Consider the following 22,620-nt stretch of genomic DNA (forward strand, 5'->3'; position numbering starts at 1 on the left):
TATAGATTCCTCTGAAAAGCGACTTCAAAGACACCTTACTTGGATGCAGGTGTTGGCGAAGCGCCAGCTTCGCGTTAGATTGGAGCTTAGATAAATTCAGTATATCGATTTTTATGCAAATCGACCTTTGGCTGTCCGATCCTGAGAGCGCTTATGGGCAATGGCAGCGAGCCGAGGCAACCGGTGCAGATCGTCGTGGCTTCGCCGATCAGTCGATCGTCCAGCATTGCTCGATGTTTTCGCGATTCAATGACTATCTGTCGGCGCGCCGCCAATGCGTGGCGACGTTCGGTGCGGACCACATCAATGGCTTTTTTGAGGAACTCGCGCACGACTGTCAGCCGGGAACCACGACTCGCTTTCGATATCTGAAGTTGATCGATCGACTCGCCCGCCACCTCGTTGCACTCGAGTTGCGAAAAGAAAACCCCGCAGCCGATTTGCTTGCGCGAGAGAACTGGCCCGAGGACGAACCGACTCCACTCTATCTGTCTGAAGAGGACGACAAGCGCCTGCAGGCGGTATGTCGGACGACTACCTTCTCGTCAGCGAAGGAGTTGCGCAATACAGCGGTCGTCGCGCTCTTTCTCGGTTGCGGCGTCACCGCGGCGGAACTGAGTCTGCTGCGGGTCGCTGACCTTGACATGGAGGACAAGCGGCCCAGCGTCCTCGTTGAGAAACATGGTCCGCGCCTCGCCAGACGCGTACCGATCGACACCGTCGCCATTGAGGTATTGCGGGAGTACCATGAGGCCCGAACAGGGATCGTCTGTGCGACCGACTGGCTTTTCGTGGCGACGGCCGGCGGCAAGCCCATGAAACCCGATACATTGGTTAAGTGCGTTCGCACGGCGCTCAAAGCCGCTGGACTATGCGCGGCAGATGAGAGTCCTCGCCTCTTGCGCAATACCTATGGCAGGCGCCACCTCGCCGCGGGAATGTCTTGCGCCCCGCACCGACGTCGGATCATCGCCCCGAACAGGCGAACCTCTGGGTGCCGGTCCAGGACATGGTCAAGGCGTGCCCGCCCCCCGCCGAACTTCCGCGGCCGACGTGGTTGCTCGACACGCCCGTGCGGCTGATGATCAAGAATCACCGGCCGTTTTATGGCTCGCCGCTCAAGCTCGTCTCGACCGGCGAACGCATTGAGGCCGGCTGCCACGACGGCGAACTCGTCACGCGCGATTACTACGTCGCGGAAGCCGCCGATAAGAGCTGCTACTGGATCTACCGTGAACGACCGAGCGCGAAGACTGAAGAAGTCCGCTGGTTTCTTCACGGGCTCTTCGGATAATCGGTGGTGTCGCCGTGGATCTTTTCTCGTCGGCCCTACCCGACTACGCGGAACTCTTCGCGTTCACGAACTTTTCGTTTTTGCACGGCGCCTCGCACGGCGAGGAGCTCGTGTTGCGCGCCGCTCAACTCGGCTACTCGGGTCTGGCGATCATCCAATACATCTACCGCAAGTACGGGAGGGATCGCGCCGCCATCGCGGCAGCCGTGTCGACCTATCGCCCTCGTGGCGCGCTGCGCGAAACAGGCAAGGCGCTCGGCATCGATCCCCAGATCGTCGACAAGGTCGCGAAAAGCCACCAGTGGTTTGATCATTCGCAGGACCTGTTGCGTCGCTTCGAGGAGTCCGGTCTCGATCCAGCCAACCCGCTCATCACACTGTGGGCAAAGCTGGCCGCCGAGATATTGAATTTTCCGCGACACCTGTCGCAGCACTCAGGCGGCTTCGTCATCAGTCGCGGCAAGCTCACGCGGCTCGTGCCCGTCGAGAACGCCGCGATGGCGGACCGCAGCGCAATTCAATGGGACAAGGACGATTTAGAGGCTCTCGGATTATTAAAAATTGACGTGCTCGCGCTTGGCATGCTTTCGGCCATTCGTCGCACACTCGATATCGTCTCCGAGCAGCGGGGCGAACGCGTTGAGATGCAAGACATCCCGCCAGAAGATCCTGAGACGTACGAGATGATCTCGCAGGCGGATACGGTCGGTGTTTTTCAGATCGAGTCACGCGCACAGATGAGCATGTTGCCGCGCATGCAACCGCGGACTTTCTATGACCTGGTCATTGAAGTCGCGATCGTGCGCCCTGGTCCGATCCAGGGCGGCGCCGTGCATCCGTATCTGCGACGCCGACAGGCTTTGAGCCGGTGACGTATCCAAGCGCAGCGCTGGAGACCGCACTCGGCCGGACGCTCGGCGTGCCGATCTTCCAGGAGCAGGTGATGCAGGTCGCCATCCTCGCAGCGGGCTTCACGCCGGGCGAAGCGGATCAACTGCGACGTGCGATGGCAGCCTGGAAACGCAAGGGCGGCCTGGAGAAGTACTACGACCGCATCGTCAACGGCATGCAGGAGCGCGGCTACGAAAGGTCGTTTGCTGAAGCCATCTTCGAGCAGATCAAAGGGTTCGGCGAATATGGCTTTCCGGAGAGCCACGCTGCGAGCTTCGCGTTGCTGGTCTATGCCAGCAGTTGGCTCAAATGCCACGAACCCGCTGCGTTTCTCGCCGCGATGCTCAACTCGCAGCCAATGGGCTTCTACTCGCCGTCACAACTCGTTCAGGATGCGAAGCGCCACGGAGTCGAGGTCGTGCCGATCGATGTCACGATCAGCGGCTGGGACTCGGTACTTGAGCGCCGCGTCAATCGTGCGACGCCAGTTGTCCGCCTCGGCTTGTCGTTACTTAAGGGGATGCGGGACGGAGCAGCAGAGCGCATCGAGAATGCGCGGGCCGTGAAGCCTTTTACGAGCGTCAGTGACCTCGCGCGCCGCGCGCAGCTCGACCGACATGATCTTCAGGTGCTCGCCGCAGCCAACGCGTTGCAATCATTGGCGGGAAATCGAAGGGAAGCGTTATGGCAATCGGTCGCAGCGGTCCCTGACCGGGACATCCTGGCCGATAGCCGGATCGATGACGAGACGCCAGAGCTCGGCGCGCCGTCCGAGGCCGAAGACATTGTCAGCGACTACAACGCGGCAGGGCTGACCTTGGGCCGTCATCCGCTTTCGCTTCTGCGCCCTGTCCTGCTGGAACACCGGCTTATGCCAGCCTCGACGTTGCGCGCGTATCCCAACGGAAGACTGGCGCGCGGCTGCGGACTTGTCACGGTGAGGCAGCGACCGGGTACCGCCAAGGGCGTCATGTTCGTGACGCTCGAAGACGAGACGGGCAATGTCAACGTGATCGTCTGGCCCTGGCTACTTGAAAAGCAACGAAAGGAAGCGTTGGGAGCAGCACTCCTTGCCGTGTATGGCACGTGGCAGTGTGAAGGCGAGGTTCGACACCTTGTCGCCCAACGGCTCGTCGACATGTCGCATCTGCTGGGCGGCCTTAGGACCGTGAGTCGCAACTTCTGCTGAGGCCCGCCCTTCCCAGTCGAGCGGATCAAACTGATCGGGCCGGTCCGGCCGTCGCCGCTGGTCGTCCTTGATTCTTTGTGCAGACCCGTCCGTCTCTTTGCGATTCTTACGGCGCTTCGCCTGTCTGCGCCTGTCCGGTGTCTTCTTTGGTACGTCGCGACTTCTTCGGCTGCTTCGAAGCGGCCGCGGACGCATCTGCCTTCTTCTTGGCCGTCGCTTTTGCTTCGGTTTTCGTATTCGTCTTATTCTCGACCTTCGTATCGGCCTTGATTTCGGACTTGATATCGGCCTTTTTCTGACGCTCCCCCGTCACCTTGCGACCTTTCTCGCTGTTCTTTTCGCCGTTCTTTTTGCCGTTCGTTGCCGAGCCGTTTCCGTGGCCAACATTGGCAGGGACCGTTCTGCCGACCTTTGTCGTTGCGCCTCGCTTCGCTGGCTTTGACGTGGAAGCATCTGACGGAGCGGCGACGTCGATGCTTGCGCTCCCAGCCTCGGAGACACGCTCACGCTCAAGTTGAAGAATCGCCTCGTGCCAATAATGATCATTACGTCCGGACTGGCGACCGTCACTCTCCCACAGCAAATAAGCACGGACACGGATTTCGTCTACAGATAGCGCACTAGGCATTGGAGTCGTCTAAATCGTTGAAGTGCAGCAAACATAGCAGGTCGTCTTCCGATGCTCAACGCGGCGTTGCGTTGCCATCTCGAAGCCGATGCCTTATGGCTCCCGTTCTCCCCACTGGAGATAGCCGCAGCTGCAACATCGCCGAGTTTTGTGTGGAACGGCCTTTGCTCCGTCCAACAGTCTCGCCTATAGCGCACCATGGCAAGATGGATCAGGAACGGCGCGTCAACAGCGAAAAGTCGGAGGGCGTCATTCAGGAATCGGTGGAGGACCGTTCTCCACGAGTAAGCTTCTCACGACGGGAGGCATACGCACAGCGAAACGGACGACGGCGACCGAGCGGACGAAGACGCAGACCTAAGACGGGACTAACCGACCTACATGATGCGAAACTAGCCTGCCCGCGCGCTGCTGTTACTCGGTCATCTACAGCCGCATGTACCCATCACGCTCATGGCCCCGCCCCGCGAAACCACCGCGCCTCCCCTCGCCCGCTACCGGAAGAAGCGGGATTTTAGTATCACATCCGAGCCATCTGCTTCGACCACCGAGACTGTCGTTAGCCCGCGCCAGCTCAGCTTCGTCGTCCAAAAACACTGGGCGAGCCGGCTGCACTATGACTTTCGCCTTGAACTTAACGGCGTACTGCTCTCGTGGGCCGTTCCAAAGGGTCCTTGCTACGATCCGAGCAAAAAGCAGATGGCGGTGCATGTCGAGGACCACCCCGTCTCCTATGCAGGCTTCGAAGGCACGATCCCGCCCAAGCAATATGGCGCCGGCACGGTCATTGTCTGGGACCACGGAACGTGGGAGCCGGTAGGCGATGCGGACAAGGGCATGGAGGTGGGCAAGCTCGTCTTTCGCCTGCACGGCGAAAAGCTTGCCGGCTTATGGGAGTTGGTGCGCATCTCCAAGCCGGGCGACAAGCAGGACCAATGGATGTTGTTCAAGAAGCGAGACGAGTGGGCTCGCCCGCTTGCAGAATACGACGTGATCAAGGCGCTGCCCGATAGCGTCGTCGCCAATCCGCTCGGCCCCCTCGAAGAACGCGAGCCAAAGACAACGGGACGCCCGCGCGCGCAAGAGTCGAAGCTAGACCTATCCGCCGCAGTGCGAGCGCCGCTACCGGCGAAACTCGAGCCGCAGCTTGCAACACTGGCAAGTGCGCTTCCCAAAAGCGGCGACTGGATCACTGAGACGAAACTGGACGGCTATCGCCTGCTGGCTCGAATCGACAAGGGCCGAGTGAAGCTCTTCACGCGAAACGGACAAGACTGGACCGCGAAGTTTCCGGCCCTCACCGCCGCGATCAAAGAACTCCCGATCGTGAGCGCGTGGCTCGACGGCGAAATTGTCGTAGTCAAAGACGGCATTCCAAGCTTCTCGGCACTGCAGAATGCGATCGACGGGCGAAACAACCAAGACATCCTGTTCTTTCTGTTCGATCTGATGTACCTGGACGGCGAAGATTTCAGGAAAGTACCGGTGTGGGCCCGCCGCGCTCGACTCGCTACGGTTCTCGAACATGCGGGGGAGCAGCTCCTGTTCAGCCAAGACTTTGACGCACCTCCCGCGCAGATCTTCGCGGCTGCCGCCGGGTTGGGGCTGGAAGGTCTTGTGCTCAAGCGGCGCGACGCGCCGTATGAGTCGGGACGGACGGAATCGTGGTTGAAGGCAAAGGCCCGACTGAGGCAGGAATTGGTCATCTGCGGCATGACCGGACGGGGCGGCAAATCCGGCGAGGTCGGCAGTCTGCTGCTTGGGTATTACCTGAGCGACAAGCTTCACGACGCTGGAAGCGTCGGCACCGGATGGGACTCAAAGACCGCTCGAGATCTCTGGAATCGTCTGATTGGGCTGGAGGTTGACGCGGCGCCCTTCGACGTGCAGGTCTCAAAGGTACGACGATGGTCCAGACGAGCTGCAGGCAGCGAACGGTGGCTCAAACCCACCATGGTTGCGGAAGTCGAGTTCGCCGAATGGACGGGCGACGGTGTGATACGACAGTCGTCGTTCAAAGGTCTGCGCCTCGATAAGCCCGCGCGCAGCGTTGTCCGAGAGGGAGGAAAGACGCAGCTACCAGAACCTTCGCCGCAGCTTAAAATCACTCACCCGGAAAGAGTCATTGATGCGTCGGCGACTATCACGAAGGCCGATCTGGTTCGCTACTACGCGAGCGTAGCCGAGTGGATGCTGCCGCATCTCAAGGACCGGCCTGTGGCACTGGTTCGCGCGCCCGAAGGCGTGGCGGGCGACTTGTTCTTCCAAAAACATGCCGAGCGCACGGCTATGCCGGGCTTGACTGCGCACAATCGCGAACTCTGGCCAAACCATCCGCCGCTATTGACGGTGGATACGGCAGACGCCTTGCTGTCCGCCGCTCAAATGAACACGATCGAATTTCATACGTGGAATTCAATCGTCCGTCAGCTCGACAAACCCGACCGGGTCGTGTTTGACCTTGATCCCGGCGAGGGCGTGAAATGGAACCACGTACAGGAGGCGGCGCTGCTCGTTCGCACGCTGCTGTCAGAACTGGACCTCGAGGCGTGGCTCAAAACAAGCGGCGGGAAGGGTCTGCATGTGGTCGTACCGCTCACTCCCGAGTTGGATTATCTGAAAGTGAAGTCCTTCTCGCAGGCGTTCGTCCGGCACCTTGCCAAGACGATTCCGGAGCGCTTCTCGGCGATCTCCGGACCTGCGAATCGTTTGGGCAAGGTCTACGTCGACTACCTGCGCAACGGGAAAGGACAGACGACTGCAGCGGCTTTTTCGGCCCGTGCCCGGCCGGGCATGGGCGTTTCGATGCCGATCGCATGGGAGCAACTCGCCGACCTGAAGAGCGGCGCTCAGTGGAATGTCCAGACGGCGCGCGAATACTTGAGCTTTCAGTCAGCCGACCCCTGGACGGATTTCTGGTCGACCGGACAGTCTTTGTCGTCGGCGATCGAGCGTCTCCCTTGAAACCCCTAGGCTGACAAGACTCAACGAGTCGACTTGTGCCATCGGATCGACGCCGCCAGTCGCACGTTTTTCTGCCCGCGTTGAAAAGACAGCAGGCGGAGTCTGCCCCACAAATAACCGACGGCCCTTCGCGACGCGATCTCGCTCTGGTGTTTGATGGTTGGCATCTTCTATGCATGAGCCCTTGCTCGCATGCGGTCAAAATCGCAGCGTTGCCGGGAGACACCATGAAAATTCTTGTTCTGGACGACGATCGTGACTTTGCAACGTGTCTGTCCGCGCTCATCGAGCAGATGGGTCACGAACCTTCCATAGCACACGACTGCAAGACTGCTCGTGCACTAGCGAGCCGTCTGCTCTTCGATGTGATCCTGGCCGACGTCGAACTGCCCGATGGCGACGGCCGCCACACTTGCGACGGGCTGAGAATGGAAGGGGCATCGCAGGCGGCGTACATGGTAGCGATGACGGGCAGGTCGGATCTGGGCGACAATGACTTTCCGTTTCGACGGGTATGTGCGCAAGCCGGTCACCTACGATTTGCTCGAGCGCGTGCTTGAAGAATGGCGAATGGCCGCTGGCTTAAGCCGGCGCCCGAGAGTAGACGAAGCCCATGTTGCCCAGGAAGCCGGCGAAGAAGCCGAGCAACGGGCCGTTACCTGAAAGGGGAGGTCATAATGGCTGCCCGTTCCATCGCGTCGATGACTTTAAGCTTCGGGCTCGTCTCAGTGCCGGTCAAGATCTACGCCGCCACTGAAAGCAAGTCGGGCGCTGGCTTTAACCTCATGCATAAGGAGTGCGGCACTCGGCTTAGGCAGCAATACGTCTGTCCGCACGATGGGAAAGTCGTCGAGCGCGCCGATATGGTCAAGGGCTACGAGTTTGAGAAAGAAAAGTACGTAATCTTCGAGAAGTCGGAACTGGAGGCGCTGGAAGCGAGCGCGAGCCACACGATCGACATTGTGTCGTTTGTGCCAACCGAGGCGATCGACCCAATTTACCTCGACAAGCCCTACTACCTCGCGCCCGACAAGCGCGGCGGGAAGCCGTACCGGCTGCTACAAGAAGCCATGAGGGACAGCGGCACGTGCGCGGTAGCCCGTTGGACGTGGAAGGGCAAGCAGCATATGGTGCAGGTGCGCGCCGGCAACGACGGCTTGATCCTACAAACCTTGCTCTACGCTGACGAAGTCCGCTCCCAAGCCGATATCGGAATTGAAGAGACGGACATTCAGCCGACGGAGCTACAGCTCGCCGAGCAACTGATCGAGCAGTACCGCGTCGACAGCTACGATGCCGCCGCCTACAAAGACGAGGAAAAGGAGCGCATTCTCGCCGAGATCGACAAGAAGATCGCGGGCAACAAGATCACCGCCGCGCCCGCCGTCGAGCAGGCCGGCGCGCAAGTCATCGACCTCGTAGAAGCGCTGCGCGCCAGTCTGAAGAAAAAGCCCGCCGTGGAGCAGCCGGCGGCGGCACCGCGCGCCGCACGGAAGACTGCTCGCGCGGCGGCACCGACGCCCGAACCGGCCGAGGAAGCGCCTGCTCCGAAGCGCCGATCGGTCCGCCGAGCGGCCACCGAAGATCAGCCCGCGCCCGCACGCAAGACCGGCACAAAGAGGTGACATGCCCGACCATGGCTACAGCCTTCGTGAAGTCCAGCGCATGCTGGGGGTCTCTCGAAGCGTCGTAGAAAAGCTTGTCGCGTCCGGTTTCGTCTCGCCGAGCGGCGAGCGGCGTGACTGGCGCTTTACCTTCCAGGACATCGTCATGCTCAGGACCGCACAGGCGTTGCGCGTGGCGGGCGTCTCGTCAGTGAAAATCGTCCGCGCGCTCGACCATCTGCGCAAGAGTTGGGGCCACGAGGGGTCGCTCACCGGCGTGCGCATCGCGGCCGTCGGCGACCGCGTTGCGGTGCGCGACGAGACAAGCCGCCAGTGGGATGCGGAAACCGGTCAATTGCTGCTCGACTTTGAGGGCAAACCCGCCGCGTCCAACATTGCATCGCTTCAGGCCCCGCTCGAGCACAAAGCCCGCGAGAAAGCCGCGGATCTGTTCCACCGCGCCCGGTCGTTGGAGGACGAGGACATCCACGCTGCCGAATCCGCCTATCGCGAGGCGCTTCTCCGGGTGCCCGACTATACCGACGCATCGCTGAACCTTGGCGGCATCCTCATGGATACCGAGCGGTTCGACGACGCGATCGTCGTCTACCGCGACGCGCTTCGCTACAAACCGGACGACCCCGTGTTGCTTTTCAACCTTGGCGTGGCACTTGAGGATTCTGGGCGGTTTGGCGAAGCTTTGGGATCGTATGAGCTTTGCATTGAACACGCCCCGGACTTCGCGGATGCACACTTCAACGCCGCGCGCATCCATGAGGAACTCGGCGACGCGACAAAGGCGATTCGCCACTTCAATGCGTATCGAAATCTGCAAAAGGAACTTGAGCGTTGAGGAATGGCTTTTGCTGTTCGCCGATTGAAACAACAACGAGGAGGCGGACATGGCAGACCAACACAAGCCCGGTGAGAAGGTGCAAACCTCGGGCATCTACAAGGTCGTGAAGGAAGGCGATGGCGGCTCTGGCTTCGAGGTGACGTGTGTCGAGGGTGAGCATTTCCCCCCGACCCGCAGCGGCAAAGGCGCTCACTATGAGCTCGTCCACGCAGCCATGCATTCGCACAAGCACAGCGAACTCGGCAGCGGCGACTAACTGCGGAGGCCGCCGTGGGCGCAACGTGCAAACACTGGCTGATCGCCTTTTCGTCGGCGTCCTTGCTCGCCGGTTGCGCCGTCGGTGAGATGCCGCCGCCAGGCAGGTACCTCACGGACCGTGAGTGCCATGACCTGACTGCGCTGAGGACGAACGCGAGTCCCACAATGGCTGAGCACCAGTCGGAGTTAGCCGCGTTGCGAAAGGCGGGATACGACCCGTCGCCGTTTTGGGACGACCCCTACTATCCCGAGGACCTGCAGTACGCACAGCGCCTCGTCGACTACTGGTACCAGCACGAATGCGTGCCAACACGGACTCAGTGAACCGGTGACCGGCGCCGAGTCGGCTGCACCGAAAGACGCGCGGCACCTGTCACTCGCGATCGGCAAGGCCCGCATCTTCCCAGGCTCTCCAGGGAAGGTGACCTTCGTCTTCTAGAATCGGTCGAGTCATCGCAGTCACCTCGAGCAAAAGCTATGAAAGCGACGAGTGGTCCGACGTCACCCTGATGTGGTTCAGCCTCGAAAGGTCGTTTTCTCGAAGGCGATGGTCGTGACATCGCTAGGGGCGTTCTTGAGCTTAAAAAGGAGCTATTGCCCGACCTTCCCAAGATAATTGGTTCAAGGATGATGCACGGGCTGGCAGAAGGCGCAATCAACGCAGGTGAAACAAGACTGTTTCAATAAGGGGCCTGCTTCAAGCTCCAACCGGCAACGACGCGGTACGCTCGGGGTCCCAGCTGCTGACATCGATTCGTGGGGCGCAGGGGGCGGCCGGATCACCTTGTCTTGATGCATCAAGCCTCGGAACCGACTGCGGTCAACGCGCTTTTGGGAACGACGCCACTTGAACTAGCCCGTCAGGGTTTGCCACCGTTCGTCAGGAATCGATCTCGATCGAGGCCCGCGATCCACTGCGGCACCCGCCCGCGGCCGCTCCATGTCGCGCCGGTCACAGGATCGCGATACTTTGGGAGAGCCGCCGTCGGCCTTTCACCCAGCGTTCGACCCATCAATTCATTCAGGCTGATGTCGTATTCGCGCATCTTTTGCACCATCTCGATCAAGACAAGCCTCGTTTCTTTTTCGCGAGCCTCGGCGATCGCGTTATCCAGTGCGCCTTGTTTTTGAAGGAGCTGCGTTATTTCTGAGTTCGTATACGCCATTGCTTATTCGTTCGTTTCGCCTATTCGCTATTTGATCCGTCTAAACTCTTTCGGGTTATAGACCATTGTCCGCCAGTCGCTCTTGTTCGCTTCGCTTCGCGGCGCGTGCGAGAGAAAACCCGCTCCGAACCCAGCCCTAAAAGAATTGTTCGAGCACGAAGCACGTGAGGCGTTCCTTCCCGCCCGGCACGGCGCCTGCTTCTCACAGAAGAGCCAAGCCCAGCGGGCAGCTATGAATCCGAATTTTGACGAAAAGACGAGCGATGGAGAAATCGCCCGCGTACTCAACATAGCTCTGCACACTTTGAGCGTTCATTCTGGCGCGCAAGTCACAATGGAAGGCGAAACCTTCACGCTCAATTTTACCCGAGAATCTGCCGCCATTATGCACGCTTTGAAGTTGCTGGGAGTTCCACCCAATGAAACGCTTCCCGCACCCGACCTTGATGCCTTCGATTTGCGAAAAAAAATCCCGGGGGTTTAAAGCCCGGGATTTTCGTCAGGTGTCGTGCGGCTAAGCCGCCTCAGCAAAGAGACTCATTTGTACGCGTGTATAGACTGACAAATAGAAACAAACTGTTGGATACATCACTTTTCTGTCGCGCTGTCGTCGCCGCGATGCGGGCCTTTTTCTCGTGAGCTCATCTCAAAGCCCCGCCCAGCTTGACTTTGCGCTGTAGCTGCGAAGATGGATCACCTACCTCGATTCTTCTTCGACCATGCTCCAGACCATCGACCTGTCCTCGCTTCGCAACCGTTCAAACTCCTACCTTCCAGCGCGTGCCCGTGACGTTGCAATAACGCCTGAGGTATCGGCGCTGCTGGCGACCGATGCTGTTGTCGCTATAGGCGTGAGCGGAGGCAAGGACAGTGTCGCCTGTGCGCTCGCTGTCGCCCGCCATCTTGACACCATCGGCCACAACGGACCGCGTATCCTCGTCCATTCGGACCTCGGCCGAGTGGAGTGGAAGGACAGCGGCCCGGCGTGCGAACGGCTGGCCGCCCACCTTGGCTGGGAACTGCTGACCGTCCGTCGGCAAGCCGGCGACATGCTGGCCAGATGGGAGAAACGCTGGTCAAACAACGTCGAGCGATACCGCGATCTCTCGTGCGTTCGGCTGATCCTGCCGTGGAGCACGCCTTCGATGCGCTTTTGCACCAGTTACGGTGACCGCGCGAGAGTAAACGACCGGGCTGCACGGTGACACACGGGGACTTGAAGGTTCCGATGCTTGCGAGGAACTGAAAACGGTCAACAACCTTCATTCAACGCGATCGGACGGCGCGTTTTGTTGACAGCTGTTACGCGGGCGGCAAGCGCTGCGGCGCAGGTCCTGGTCACGTCGCAGGTCTCAGGGCGGCCACGAGCGTTCGGTCGGGGTCACCATCCAATGCGGATCTCCAAGGCCTCGTCCGCCCACGCTCAATGGCTGGTCTTCGGCGCGCAGATCGCAGGTGGCATTGCCTCTACGCGGCCACAAGCCGCCGCTAACATGCGTCGTCGCTCGGACGTTCAAGCGTCGGCTTCACCCCGTAACCGGCCATCCAATCGCAGAGGACGAACGCTCGGTCATCGGCCTTTGCTGACATTCAGATATCGGCGTTGGTGAGACGGCTATCATGCGAATTTCGGGCGTTCACGCCTCCCTACGTCGAACGTCCTGCCCCAGCTTCTGCCGATACGTCCTCTCTATTCGCTATGAGCCTCGCGCGCGACTGCGGTGTCGCGCAGGCATACGCCACGATTTCTATCAACATATCCTCACGAGCAAGGCCGGCCACGACGAACGATGCGCGGTTTGGAAACGGCGCCGAGAAATGCTCTCGATACACCGCGTTGACGGCCGGCAACCACGCTCGATCCGTCACATAGATGAGAATCTGCGCGACGTCACGATATGACGCGCCGGCCGAGGCCAGCGTCTGCCTCAAATTTTCGAAGACCTGCTGTGTCTGCTTCTCGATACCTCCCGCAACGACAGCACCATCGGCACCCACCGGTATCTGCGCCGTATAGAGCGTGCCGTTGCTGAGAACCGCCCATTCGAAAAGCTGCGTGGCGCTTTGCGGCAAACCAGTCCTGATTACGCTGACATCATTGACGTTACGATCACGTTCCGCGTGCACCCTAGAATCCGTCATCCGCGCCTCCTGCACCGTGTTCTCGCGACGCCTGCGTGGCTGGAACAAGCACCTTGTCCTTCCACTCAACCAACCGGTCAAGATGCGAAGCATGGACCTCGATACCGCGCCACAAGGCATCGCGATAGCGCGCCTCCAGTTCCGCCTGATCGATTGCTCCGGCGAGCGGTACGTCCCAGTCAGGCGATGCCTTCGATGCCGCCTCGTCCACCCTGCAGCAAACCGTGAGTTCCGGCGCCGTAGTGGCTGCCCCGGCGCTGAAACCCAGGTAGTCTGGATACTCGTCGTGTCCGGAAGCGGTGGCGAAATGCCGGCCTGCAGCGTCTGTCCACGAAAGATCGAACCGGCGGCCGCGCTCGCACATGACCTTCAGCCCATACAGAGCCAAACGCGGTGACAACGCATTGGACACCCGCACGGTGCCCACGCCGGCCTGCGTCGCCCGCGCCCACGCCAACTCAAATGCAAGCAGGCAGCCAGCGAGCCCCGCACAGGAGGTGGTTCCCTGTACGCCTGTGCGCCGCGTGTCCGCCAGCACCGGCTCGACGCAATATGCTTCCTGCCGCGCGGCGCCTAGCAGCGCGCCGATTGCATCCATGCCGTCGAAGTCCATCGCTTGCAGCCATACCGCAGCTTGCGCAGCGTCCTCATAATCGCCTTGCGCCCAGCCGCTGCCTTCCAGCGCGCTACGGCACAGTGAGCTCAATTCGTTGATTGCCATTTTCACGTTAAAGCCCCCCCTACTTCGTTGCCGCCCGGCACACACGGAAACGCCCAATCGTCGACCATCTCCGGCGACAGATCATCGAGTGTCGGGGCTCCCTGAAAGAGCGTGACCCGAACCCAAAGATTCGACTTGGGATCGAACTTGCTCGCACCGAACATGGACAGCTTGGCTCGCATCAGATCGATCGGCAGCATGTCTCGCGCCAGCAGGTTGTGACGGATTTCGCCGTAAGCGTGCGATGCGAGCGCCTGAATTCGCCGCACGATGGCGCGATGCTCAGGCGTCTCGCCGACAAACTCCGCCACAGTGCGTAGGCCGTCCACTTCCGCTTTCAGTTTCGTGTGCAGGCGCAGCACCTGACGCGCAATATCCAGTGGCACCTCCCGCTCTGCCCCTCGCTCCTCGGCACGCACGCCAAGCCGCGGCTCTTCCTTTTCCGCTGACCGGTACCAGAAGAAGTGATCGTCGTCACGTTGCACTTCCGACTGTTCAAATACCCATCGGTAATCCTGTTCGACAATCTTGAGCAATTCGCCAACGGACATGTCCAGATCGAGTGTTAGCACCTCATCTACCGGCGCCGCACACTCAATCGAATCCACCAGGGCCGGATAAAGCTCGAGCAACACAGTGACGAGGACTTCCTGCGTCGCACAGGAAAGCGCATGGGCCGCCCACGCAAACAGCTCGCTCCAGCGGAACGTGTCCTTTCGTTCGTAACGTATCTGCAGTTCACGCTCCAACCGTGGCAACTCTGCAAGAATTAGTGCATTGCGGGCCGCTTCCTGTGGATGATCGGTGTGAACTTGCGAAACGTGGCGTGCCGCACGCGCGATCAGTCGCATACAGCGTCCGAATGTAGCTGGTTCGACTGATTCAACGCCTAACACGCGAGCAAGCGCGGTCTCGCGTGCTCGTATCCACTGATCGACCTGAATCGGATGACGCACGAGAAAGGGCGCCATGCCAAGACCGGTTGCATTGCCCACCCCGAGATAGCGCCGAAAGCTGTGCGCCAGTTTGACCGCTGCACGCGGATTGCGTCGCGCCGCAACGTGCTCGACAAGCCGCACGCTGAAGTCACGCAGCACGAATACGGCGCACATCTGCGCGGAGAACCCAAGATTGAATGCCTGGCTGTCGACGAGCCGCGGATAGTCCGCAATGCCGAATTTTCCGTTGCCGTATACCGCGGTCGTCCGGATCAGATAGCCGACCCTTTCGAACATGGCGGGATCCGGTTGCCTGCCCGCGGCAAGGCATTCCGCCACATAGCTAAAGTTGCGCACGCTCTTGTTCGCGCGGCACAGGACCAGGTCGTTTGCACGCAGACGTCCCGCTTCCTGCAACGGTACATTCCCGCGCAAGTAATCGATGTCGGCGGCATTGGGGATGCCGCTGATCAGCGCTGAGGTAAAGTCCCACTTCTGGGCGATGACCCGGTCGGTCCGCTCGGCGTCGTCGAGATGCTGCGAGAAAATCACCTGACTGTAGCGCTCGCCATAGGCTTCGATGGTATAGATGCAGACACCGTAGCCGTTGTCATCGAGATCCATGCGTGTGACGCGGACCCGCCAGTTGTCGTGCGCCATCCGCCGCACGAGCGAACGCACGAAGCTCAGACGGGTACCGTGCATCGCGCCGAGCCGTTCGATGCGGTTCGTGATGTCGGGACTGCGCAGCGGTGCGCTGGGATGCACCGCGGCGTCCACAGGTTCGCCGAGTCCCGCAAGATTCTCGCGCTGTTCTTCCATGATCGCGTCGTGCGCCATCATTTCACTCCTTGTTCTGCGGCCATCGTGCGGGCGATACGAACCGCGTCCCACAACGAAGGCAGAATGATGATCGACACAGGCACGGCCGTAATCACAATGAACGACTGTAGCGCGCTCACGCCGCCGGCACCCATCGTAATCAACACGGCGCCCACCAGACCCATGCCGACCGCCCAGAAAATCTTCAACCAGTTGCCAGGCTCGCCGCGATCGCCGGTCACCGCCATCGCGATGGTGTAGGCCATCGAACCGCCGTTCGTCACCACCGAGAAGAAGCTGAGAAACAGAAACAACGCGGAAATCAGGTTACGCAACGGCATCGCCTGAGCAACGCCTAACAGCAGCGCCTCGGGTTGCGTGCCATGGCCGATTACCACGCCAGGCGACTTCAGTTCGAGACCGATTCCGGTGCCGCCGACCAGCGTGAACCACAGCATCGTGATCAGCGGCGCCGCGACCGACAACAGCACCACCACTTCGCGGATCGTGCGGCCGCGCGATACTTTCGCGACGTAGATCGCCATGATCGGCGCGTAGCCAATAAACCAGCCCCAGTAGAAGAGCGTCCATGAATTGAGCCACTTGCCATCGCCGCGATACATGGCGGTTTGCGCGAAATCGACGATGTGCGTGGCGAACGCCTTGAAAAAGACCGTAGTCAGAAATTCGGTCGGCCCGAATGCATAAAGGAATGCAGCGAGTCCGAGCATCAGCCACACGTGGATCTTGCAGACAAAACGCAGCCCTTCGAGGCCGGCAATGCAAGCCGCCGTGAAGATCGCCGTGACTGCAAGAATGACGAGCGCCTGCGTGGTGATCGTGTCGGGTACGTTCCAGACGGAATGGAGCACGTAGGCAATCTGCAGACCGAGAAAGCCGATCGGTCCAATTGTCCCCGCGGCAACCGCAATGATCGACGTTGCATCGGCTATCGCTGCAATCGGCCCTTTGAGAGCCCGTGCGCCGAACAACGGATACAGCAAGGTACGCGGCGCAAGCGGCAAGCCCTTGTCGTAATGCAAATGCATCAACACGATACTCAGCAGACTGCCCAGCACGGCCCACGCGAGAAAGCCCCAGTGCAGGAAGGACTGCGCAAGCGCCGCGACACCGCCCGCGTCGGACTTGCCTGGCACGCCGTAAAAGGGCGGCGGATTGACGAAATGCATCAAGGGCTCGGCGGCTGCCCAGAAAGCACCGCCGCCGGCCAGCAGCGCGCACATGATGATCACCACCCAGTTGAACGTCGAATTGGACGGTTTTTGCGCGATGCCACCGAGTTTCACACGCCCGAGCTTCGAAAACGCGATGCCGAGACTGACCGCGAAGGTGGCGAGCATCAGCACTTGCCAGTAGAGCCCGAACCCTCTTGTGGCCCAGGTGAAAGCCGTGTCCACCGCCGTGGTTAGCCAGGGCAGATTGACCAGCGCAGCGATCAGGAACAGCAGGAAGAAGCCGCCGCTGATCCAGAAAATGGGCCAGTCGATGCTTCCTTTGCGATGAGCCACTGCATGACCTTTGGCTGCAATGCTTGCCGTAGTTGGAATTTCCATGTCTCCTCCAGGAGGATAAATCGTTATGGCGCCGGTACGTTGTTGTATGAAGGCGGCACCGTTTGAATTGATGTGACGAGGCAGCGGTGCGGCTAGGACATGGCCACTGCGCAGCGTTGCGCCGTACCTGTCTCGGGCGTACTCGCGTAACGGCTGTTTTCCGCGTCACGCAGAATCCGCATCCAGTTGCCGCCCATGATCTTCGCGATGTCGGCGTCGGCAAAACCTGCGTGCTCCAGCGCGGCCGTCAGGCTTGGAAAGTCCGCGCTCGACCGGAACCAGCTGACCGGCTCGGGCCATGCGGCATTGCTCGCGCTGCCTTCGCCAAAATCCGTCTCCTTGCTCCAGCGGCCATTGCGCATCCACTCAAGCACGCTATACGGCTGCCCCTGACACAGATCGCTACCGATGCCAACGTGGTCAATACCGATCAGATCGACGGTCCGCGCCACCATGTCGGTGAATTCGCCGGCGGTGCAACGGCTGCCGTTCTTCAGATGAAAGGGATAAAGGCTGAATCCGGCCAAGCCGCCGCGCGACGCGAGTGCACGCAATACGTGGTCCGATTTGTTGCGTTTGGCTTCGTGAAAAAAGCTCGGATTCGCGTGGCTGATCACAATCGGCTGCGCGGAAATCTCGATCGCCTCAAGGGTGGAGCGCTCGGCACTGTGCGACATATCGACGATCATGCCAACGCGGTTCATTTCCTCGATCACCACGCGGCCAAACCGCGTGACACCGCTATCGGACGACTCATAGCAGCCTGTCGCAAGCAGACTCTGGTTGTTGTACGTCAGTTGCATGGTGCGCACGCCGAGGTCGCGGAACACTTCGACGAGACCGATATCGTCCTCGATCGGCGAACAGTTTTGCAATCCATAGAGAATCGCGATCTTGCCCTCGCGCTTTGCGCGTACCGCGTCGTCCATCGTGCGCGCCGGCATCACGAGATCGCCGTGGCGCTCATAAAGTGAGTTCCACTCGGCGATACGCGACAGCGTTTCGCGTGCATTCTCCCAGTAGACAATCGTTGCATTGACCGCGGCTACTCCGCCGGCACGCATCTCTTCAAAGATCTGCCGGTTCCAGTTCGAGTACTGCGTGCCGTCGATGACAAGCAAAGCGTTATGGAGGCTCATGGCGTTTCCCCGTCCGTTCAGGCGCGCGTGTAAGAAGTCTTCAGCGTCGTATAGAACTCAGCTGCATTGGGACCCTGCTCGCGCGGGCCGTAGCTCGAAGACTTGCGACCGCCGAATGGCACGTGATAGTCGGTTCCCGCCGTCGGCAGATTCACCATCACACAGCCGGCCTGGGCGTTACGACGAAAATGCGTGGCGTGCTTGAGCGATTGCGTGACGATGCCCGCCGTCAGACCGAAGGGCGTATCGTTCGAAACCGCCAGCGCCTCGTCGTAGTCGCGCACAGGGATCACGCAGGCAATCGGGCCGAACACTTCGTCGCGATTGAGTTGCATGTCGTTGCGGCCATCGTCGAACAAGGCCGGCGACATGCAGTACGCGCATTCTGGCTGCGCGAGATGCTCACCGCCATGCACGAGCCGCGCGCCTTCGCGCTTGCCGATCTCGATGTACCGAAGATTCTGTTCGAGTTGGCGGGCATCGACCACCGGACCCATCTGCACGCCGTCGTCGAGCGAGCGTCCCACCTTCACGCTGCGCAGTTTTGCGGTGAGCCGCTCGACGAACGGCCGGTGCACCGCGTGTGTCACCACCAGCCGCGACGAGGCTGTGCATTTCTGCCCCGTACCCGAATAGGCGCCCTGAAACGCGCATTCGACGGCGAGGTCGAGGTCCGCATCGTCGAGCACCACGAGCGCATTCTTGCTGCCCATCTCCATCTGTAGCTTGATGAGATTCGGCGCGGCGACGCCCGCGAGGCGCCGGCCGGTGTCCACCGAGCCGGTAAAGGAAATACCGTTGACCGATTGGGAAGCAGCAAGCTCGTTGCCAACCGATGCGCCCGCGCCCATCAGCAGGTTGAAGGTGCCGGCAGGCAACGCCTGGCGGCTGATGATTTCCGTGAGCGCCCAGGCACTGGCGGGCGTCAGATTGGCTGGCTTGAACAGCACCGCATTACCGAACGCGAGCGCGGGTGCGATTTTCCAGCTCGCGGTCGCCATGGGGAAATTCCACGGCGTGATCACGCCGACGACCCCGAGCGCCTCGCGCTGGATATCGATCTCGATGCCCGCGCGGACCGAATCGGCCTTGCCGCCTAACTGACGGAGCACCTCGGCGGCGAAGTAATGGAAGAACTGTCCTGAACGATAGACTTCGCCGACGCCTTCCGCGAGCGTCTTGCCCTCTTCGCGCGCCAGCAGCCGCCCCAGTTCCTGACTTCGTGCGATCAGTTCGTCGCCGATAGCCCGCAGCACGTCGTGCCGCTTTTCGAGTCCAGTTGCCGCCCAGACGGGTTGCGCGACGGCCGCCGCTGCAATGGCCGCATGCACCTGGCCGCTGGTTGCCTGCGTGTAGCAGCCGATCAGGTCGTCCGTGTCGGACGGACTGCGGTTCTCGACAACCGTTTCGCCGGCCACCCAATGGCCGTCGATCCAGTTCGAAAAAGTCTGAGGATTCATCGTCGATCTCTATGCGTTTGACATGAGGCCGATTCTAGAAATAGCTGTAAAATAATCAAAACCAATTGTTTTGATAAATTTATTTGCAAAGCTTATTTAAGCCATGGACCGGTTCCCGGATGTAAAGATCGCGCAGTTGCGGCACTTCGTTTCTGTCGTCGAGCATGGCGGCTTCAAGGCCGCGGCGAAGGCCGTGTTCCGCAGCCAGCCGGCGCTGTCGCTATCCATCAAGGAACTGGAAACCGCGCTTGGCGCACCGCTCTTTGAAAAGGGCAGCCATGCGACGCCGACACCGTTCGGCTCCGTGCTCTATGGCGAAGCGAGGAAACTCATCGAGCACTACGAACGCACGATCGCCGCCGCCATCGACGTCGCGCGAGTGCGTGGCGGCAGCGTGCGGGTCGCCGCCGTGCCGTCGGTTGCTCACGAAATGCTGCCGCGCGCGATCAGCCGGTTTACCGCACGCTATCCGGGCATCCAACTTCATGTCGAAGATGGCACGGCCGCTTACATCCACGACCGCGTGCGCTCCGGCGCGATCGATTTCGGCATTGCGAGTGCCTCCGAGTCCGAATCGGCGTTGAGCTTCATGCCGCTGATCGCAGACGTCATGTGCGTGGTCGTGAATTCCGGACACGCGCTTTTCAGGCAACGCCGGGTCGAATGGAGCGATCTGTCGGGGTATCGGCTGATCGGCAACGGCACAATGCGCGCTTTGCCTTCCGCAGTGCGTGAAGCAGCGGCCCAACAGGACGAAATCTTCATCGCCAATACAACCACACTGCTGGCCGCGGTGGAAAGCGGCGTCGGGCTCACCGTGCTGCCTTATCTTGCGAAGCAACGTTATCGTGACACGCTGCGCTTCATCCCGCTCGACGCGCCGCGCATCGAGCGCACCGTGGGATTTGTCGAACTTGCGGGAAGATCGCTCAGTCCGGCAGCGGATGCGCTGCGGGCGAGTTTCGTCGAGGATATCAACACGTCCCGGTTTCCGGAACTTGTGCGGCTGTTGCTTCCCGATTGAGTCTTTGTTGCGTGTGAGATCAAGAGATCAAGCTCATCTGAGCGATTTCAGTCGTTGAGTTCTATCGCTTGCTAGCCGCGGAGATAAACACGGATTGAGAAGGAGCACTCGACTTCTCCTGCGATCGCATCTGTCGATGCCCCCCGAGTGATGCGAAAGAATCAATGACTACACTTTGAAGCTGTCGATTAGGTTGTACCCGGCCCGCAGTCCGTTCAGGGGGTGAAACTTCGCATATGCTTGCGGCGGGAGCTTAATTCGCGCTGCCCGTGCGAACGTCAGGAAAGGAACATGTAGCGGCCTCTCCGGCGACGATGCCTGAGTGTCGGCACCGGCCGAACCCCCTTGTCCCATGCGACTAAACGAACGTCCGTTGTACCTGGCGGATTCAACCGGTCGATGCAACACAATAAACGCTGCGCAAGCGGCGGGAGTGTTGCGATGAAACAGCGACGCCGGATTTACTACAGTGAGACGCAGAAGGCGCTGATGTGGGAGCGTTGGCGCAAAGGCGAATCCCTGCAGAAGATTGCTCAGCTTTTCGACCGAAACCACTCGTCGGTGCAGGGGATTCTCGCTGAGACAGGCGGGATCCAGCCACCACAAAGGCATCGATCGAAACTGGCGTTGACACTGGAGGAGCGCGAGGAGATATCGCGCGGGCTTGTGGCTGATGATTCGATTCAGGCCATTGCAAGGCGACTTTCACGAGCGCCGTCGACCATCTGTCGTGAGATCAAACGTAACAGCGGACCGGAAGGCTATCGAGCAAGCCGCGCCGATCAGTTCGCATGGGACCGTGCGGCGCGTCCTAAAGCCTGTAAACTGGTTCAGCACAGGATGCTGGCACAAATCGTCGCCGGCAAGCTCCAGTTGCAGTGGTCACCGCAGCAGATTGCGGGATGGCTCAGGCGAGCGTATCCAGATGACGAGGATAACCACGTGTCTCACGAGACCATTTATCGTAGTCTCTTCATACAGGCCCGCGGTGCTCTGAAAAAAGAGTTGCTGGAGCATTTGCGGCGTACCCGTGCCATGCGCCGCTCTCGCCATCACACACTCAAGACCGAAGATCACGGAAGGATTCGCGACACGGTACCGATCAGCGAGCGCCCCGCGAGCGTGGAGGATCGCGCGGTACCAGGCCATTGGGAAGGTGATCTCCTGTGCGGTAGCTCCAGCAGCCAGATTGCGACCCTCGTCGAACGTCAAACGCGCTACGTCATGCTGGTCAGGATAACCAATAAGGACAGTGAGACGGTCATTAATGCACTCATCAAACACGCCTGCAAGCTGCCACAGGAACTGTATAAGTCGCTGACATGGGATCGGGGAACTGAGATGGCCGGGCACAAACGTTTCACCGTGGCCACTGACATACAGGTCTACTTCTGTGATCCCCAGCATCCATGGCAGCGCGGATCAAATGAGAACACGAATGGGCTACTACGCCAGTACTTTCCAAAAGGTACCGACCTGTCAATATACTCACAAGCCAAACTCAACGCCGTGGCGCGGCGGCTGAACGAGCGCCCAAGAAAGACCTTGGGTTACGAAACGCCAGCCGAGCGATTTCAGCAAACTATTGCATCGACCGGTTGAATCCGCCCTTGAAAGCCGCCGTATATGTCGCGCTAGGTCAACCGGCCGCAGTGGGTCGGTCCGCGTCATTCGGTTTCCCGAACTAATTGCTCGGAAGCGGTCACCGATTTCTGCGGCCCCGAAGCGGCCAGTCGGCAGTGCGCACTCCCGGCCCTAAACAGCCACTCTGTCTTTGGCGTGCCGGACGGCCGGTCTCGGAACCGCAGCAGCCGTTCAAGGAACCTTTGTGAGAGGTCTATATCCCGATCACCCTCGCTTTTCACGCGTTGTCTCTTCAAATGGCAGAACAGTTGACTGCAGATGGCGAGGCGTTCCTTGTGACATCGCCGTACCGACTGCAGCTATTAA

Annotated in this window: 19 protein-coding genes and 3 pseudogenes; 13 read left to right on the forward strand and 9 right to left on the reverse strand. The window is 60.2% G+C overall.

Annotated features, from left to right (window positions below; translation table 11 throughout):
* Positions 1–86: 86 nt before the first annotated feature.
* Complete coding sequence (locus NCS28_RS33445) at positions 87–398, reverse strand: hypothetical protein (protein WP_250517820.1); 312 nt, start codon at positions 396–398, stop codon at positions 87–89.
* On the opposite strand from NCS28_RS33445, the pseudogene NCS28_RS31280 reads away from it, so the two are divergent.
* The 3 pseudogenes from NCS28_RS31280 to NCS28_RS31290 form a co-directional block, all read left to right on the forward strand.
* Positions 279–884, forward strand: a pseudogene (locus NCS28_RS31280) (tyrosine-type recombinase/integrase); the annotation flags it as partial. The gene NCS28_RS33445 and the pseudogene NCS28_RS31280 overlap by 120 nt on opposite strands.
* Before the next feature lie 53 nt (positions 885–937).
* Positions 938–1,294, forward strand: a pseudogene (locus tag NCS28_RS31285) (DNA polymerase Y family protein); the annotation flags it as partial.
* Positions 1,295–1,443: 149 nt separating this feature from the next.
* A pseudogene (locus NCS28_RS31290) lies at positions 1,444–3,374 on the forward strand (error-prone DNA polymerase); the annotation flags it as partial.
* A gap of 106 nt (positions 3,375–3,480) precedes the next feature.
* Here NCS28_RS31290 and NCS28_RS31295 read toward each other — a convergent pair.
* The gene (locus NCS28_RS31295) at positions 3,481–4,002 is read right to left on the reverse strand and encodes a DUF2934 domain-containing protein (protein ID WP_250517659.1); all 522 of its coding nucleotides are present in this window, start codon (positions 4,000–4,002) and stop codon (positions 3,481–3,483) included.
* Positions 4,003–4,455: 453 nt separating this feature from the next.
* Between NCS28_RS31295 and ligD the strand changes: the two genes are divergently transcribed.
* The 6 genes from ligD to NCS28_RS31325 all read left to right on the forward strand — a co-directional run bounded on the left by ligD (position 4,456) and on the right by NCS28_RS31325 (position 10,008).
* Entirely contained in the window at positions 4,456–6,966 is a 2,511-nt protein-coding gene (gene ligD, locus NCS28_RS31300; protein ID WP_250517660.1) for a DNA ligase D, read from the forward strand.
* 227 nt (positions 6,967–7,193) lie between these two features.
* On the forward strand, positions 7,194–7,526 hold the full coding sequence (locus NCS28_RS31305) for a response regulator (protein WP_250517661.1): 333 nt from the start codon (positions 7,194–7,196) through the stop codon (positions 7,524–7,526).
* A gap of 117 nt (positions 7,527–7,643) precedes the next feature.
* Positions 7,644–8,591, forward strand: a complete 948-nt coding sequence (gene ku, locus NCS28_RS31310; protein ID WP_250517662.1) for a non-homologous end joining protein Ku — start codon at positions 7,644–7,646, stop codon at positions 8,589–8,591.
* Position 8,592: 1 nt separating this feature from the next.
* Complete coding sequence (locus tag NCS28_RS31315; protein ID WP_250517663.1) at positions 8,593–9,423, forward strand: tetratricopeptide repeat protein; 831 nt, start codon at positions 8,593–8,595, stop codon at positions 9,421–9,423.
* Between the two features lie 49 nt (positions 9,424–9,472).
* On the forward strand, positions 9,473–9,682 hold the full coding sequence (locus NCS28_RS31320; protein WP_250517664.1) for a YjzC family protein: 210 nt from the start codon (positions 9,473–9,475) through the stop codon (positions 9,680–9,682).
* A 38-nt stretch (positions 9,683–9,720) separates the two neighbouring features.
* Positions 9,721–10,008: a DUF4148 domain-containing protein gene (locus NCS28_RS31325; RefSeq protein ID WP_502801264.1), complete on the forward strand. Its 288-nt coding sequence runs from the start codon at positions 9,721–9,723 to the stop codon at positions 10,006–10,008.
* Between the two features lie 536 nt (positions 10,009–10,544).
* On the opposite strand, the gene NCS28_RS31330 is transcribed toward NCS28_RS31325, so the two are convergent.
* Positions 10,545–10,850 (reverse strand): H-NS histone family protein, encoded by a 306-nt coding sequence (locus tag NCS28_RS31330; protein ID WP_250517665.1) that lies wholly within the window; start codon positions 10,848–10,850, stop codon positions 10,545–10,547.
* A gap of 82 nt (positions 10,851–10,932) precedes the next feature.
* Here NCS28_RS31330 and NCS28_RS31335 point away from each other — a divergent pair, with 82 nt between their 5' ends.
* Positions 10,933–11,334: a hypothetical protein gene (locus tag NCS28_RS31335; protein WP_250517666.1), complete on the forward strand. Its 402-nt coding sequence runs from the start codon at positions 10,933–10,935 to the stop codon at positions 11,332–11,334.
* A 235-nt stretch (positions 11,335–11,569) separates the two neighbouring features.
* A complete protein-coding gene (locus NCS28_RS31340; RefSeq protein WP_250517667.1) occupies positions 11,570–12,055 on the forward strand; it encodes a tRNA lysidine(34) synthetase in 486 nt (161 codons plus the stop codon).
* Between the two features lie 442 nt (positions 12,056–12,497).
* Here NCS28_RS31340 and NCS28_RS31345 read toward each other — a convergent pair whose 3' ends face one another.
* From NCS28_RS31345 to NCS28_RS31370, 6 genes are all read right to left on the reverse strand, one after another.
* Positions 12,498–12,992 carry a RidA family protein gene (locus NCS28_RS31345; RefSeq protein WP_250517668.1) on the reverse strand — a complete coding sequence of 165 codons (495 nt, stop codon included), beginning with the start codon at positions 12,990–12,992 and terminating at the stop codon, positions 12,498–12,500.
* Positions 12,979–13,713 carry a DUF3726 domain-containing protein gene (locus NCS28_RS31350; protein WP_250517810.1) on the reverse strand — a complete coding sequence of 245 codons (735 nt, stop codon included), beginning with the start codon at positions 13,711–13,713 and terminating at the stop codon, positions 12,979–12,981. Before NCS28_RS31350 ends, NCS28_RS31345 begins: the two co-directional genes overlap by 14 nt.
* A gap of 2 nt (positions 13,714–13,715) precedes the next feature.
* On the reverse strand, positions 13,716–15,494 hold the full coding sequence (locus NCS28_RS31355; RefSeq protein WP_250517669.1) for a hypothetical protein: 1,779 nt from the start codon (positions 15,492–15,494) through the stop codon (positions 13,716–13,718).
* A complete protein-coding gene (locus NCS28_RS31360; RefSeq protein ID WP_250517670.1) occupies positions 15,491–17,047 on the reverse strand; it encodes a BCCT family transporter in 1,557 nt (518 codons plus the stop codon). Before NCS28_RS31360 ends, NCS28_RS31355 begins: the two co-directional genes overlap by 4 nt.
* Before the next feature lie 92 nt (positions 17,048–17,139).
* Entirely contained in the window at positions 17,140–18,168 is a 1,029-nt protein-coding gene (locus NCS28_RS31365) for a dipeptidase (RefSeq protein ID WP_250517671.1), read from the reverse strand.
* Positions 18,169–18,203: 35 nt separating this feature from the next.
* Entirely contained in the window at positions 18,204–19,646 is a 1,443-nt protein-coding gene (locus tag NCS28_RS31370) for an aldehyde dehydrogenase family protein (RefSeq protein ID WP_250517672.1), read from the reverse strand.
* Between the two features lie 103 nt (positions 19,647–19,749).
* On the opposite strand from NCS28_RS31370, the gene NCS28_RS31375 reads away from it, so the two are divergent.
* Both NCS28_RS31375 and NCS28_RS31380 read left to right on the forward strand, forming a co-directional pair.
* On the forward strand, positions 19,750–20,670 hold the full coding sequence (locus tag NCS28_RS31375; RefSeq protein WP_250517673.1) for a LysR family transcriptional regulator: 921 nt from the start codon (positions 19,750–19,752) through the stop codon (positions 20,668–20,670).
* Between the two features lie 441 nt (positions 20,671–21,111).
* Positions 21,112–22,272: an IS30 family transposase gene (locus NCS28_RS31380; RefSeq protein ID WP_250517674.1), complete on the forward strand. Its 1,161-nt coding sequence runs from the start codon at positions 21,112–21,114 to the stop codon at positions 22,270–22,272.
* The last annotated feature ends 348 nt before the right edge of the window (positions 22,273–22,620 follow it).

It is taken from the genome of Caballeronia sp. INDeC2, assembly GCF_023631325.1.
Taxonomy (GTDB): Bacteria; Pseudomonadota; Gammaproteobacteria; order Burkholderiales; family Burkholderiaceae; genus Caballeronia.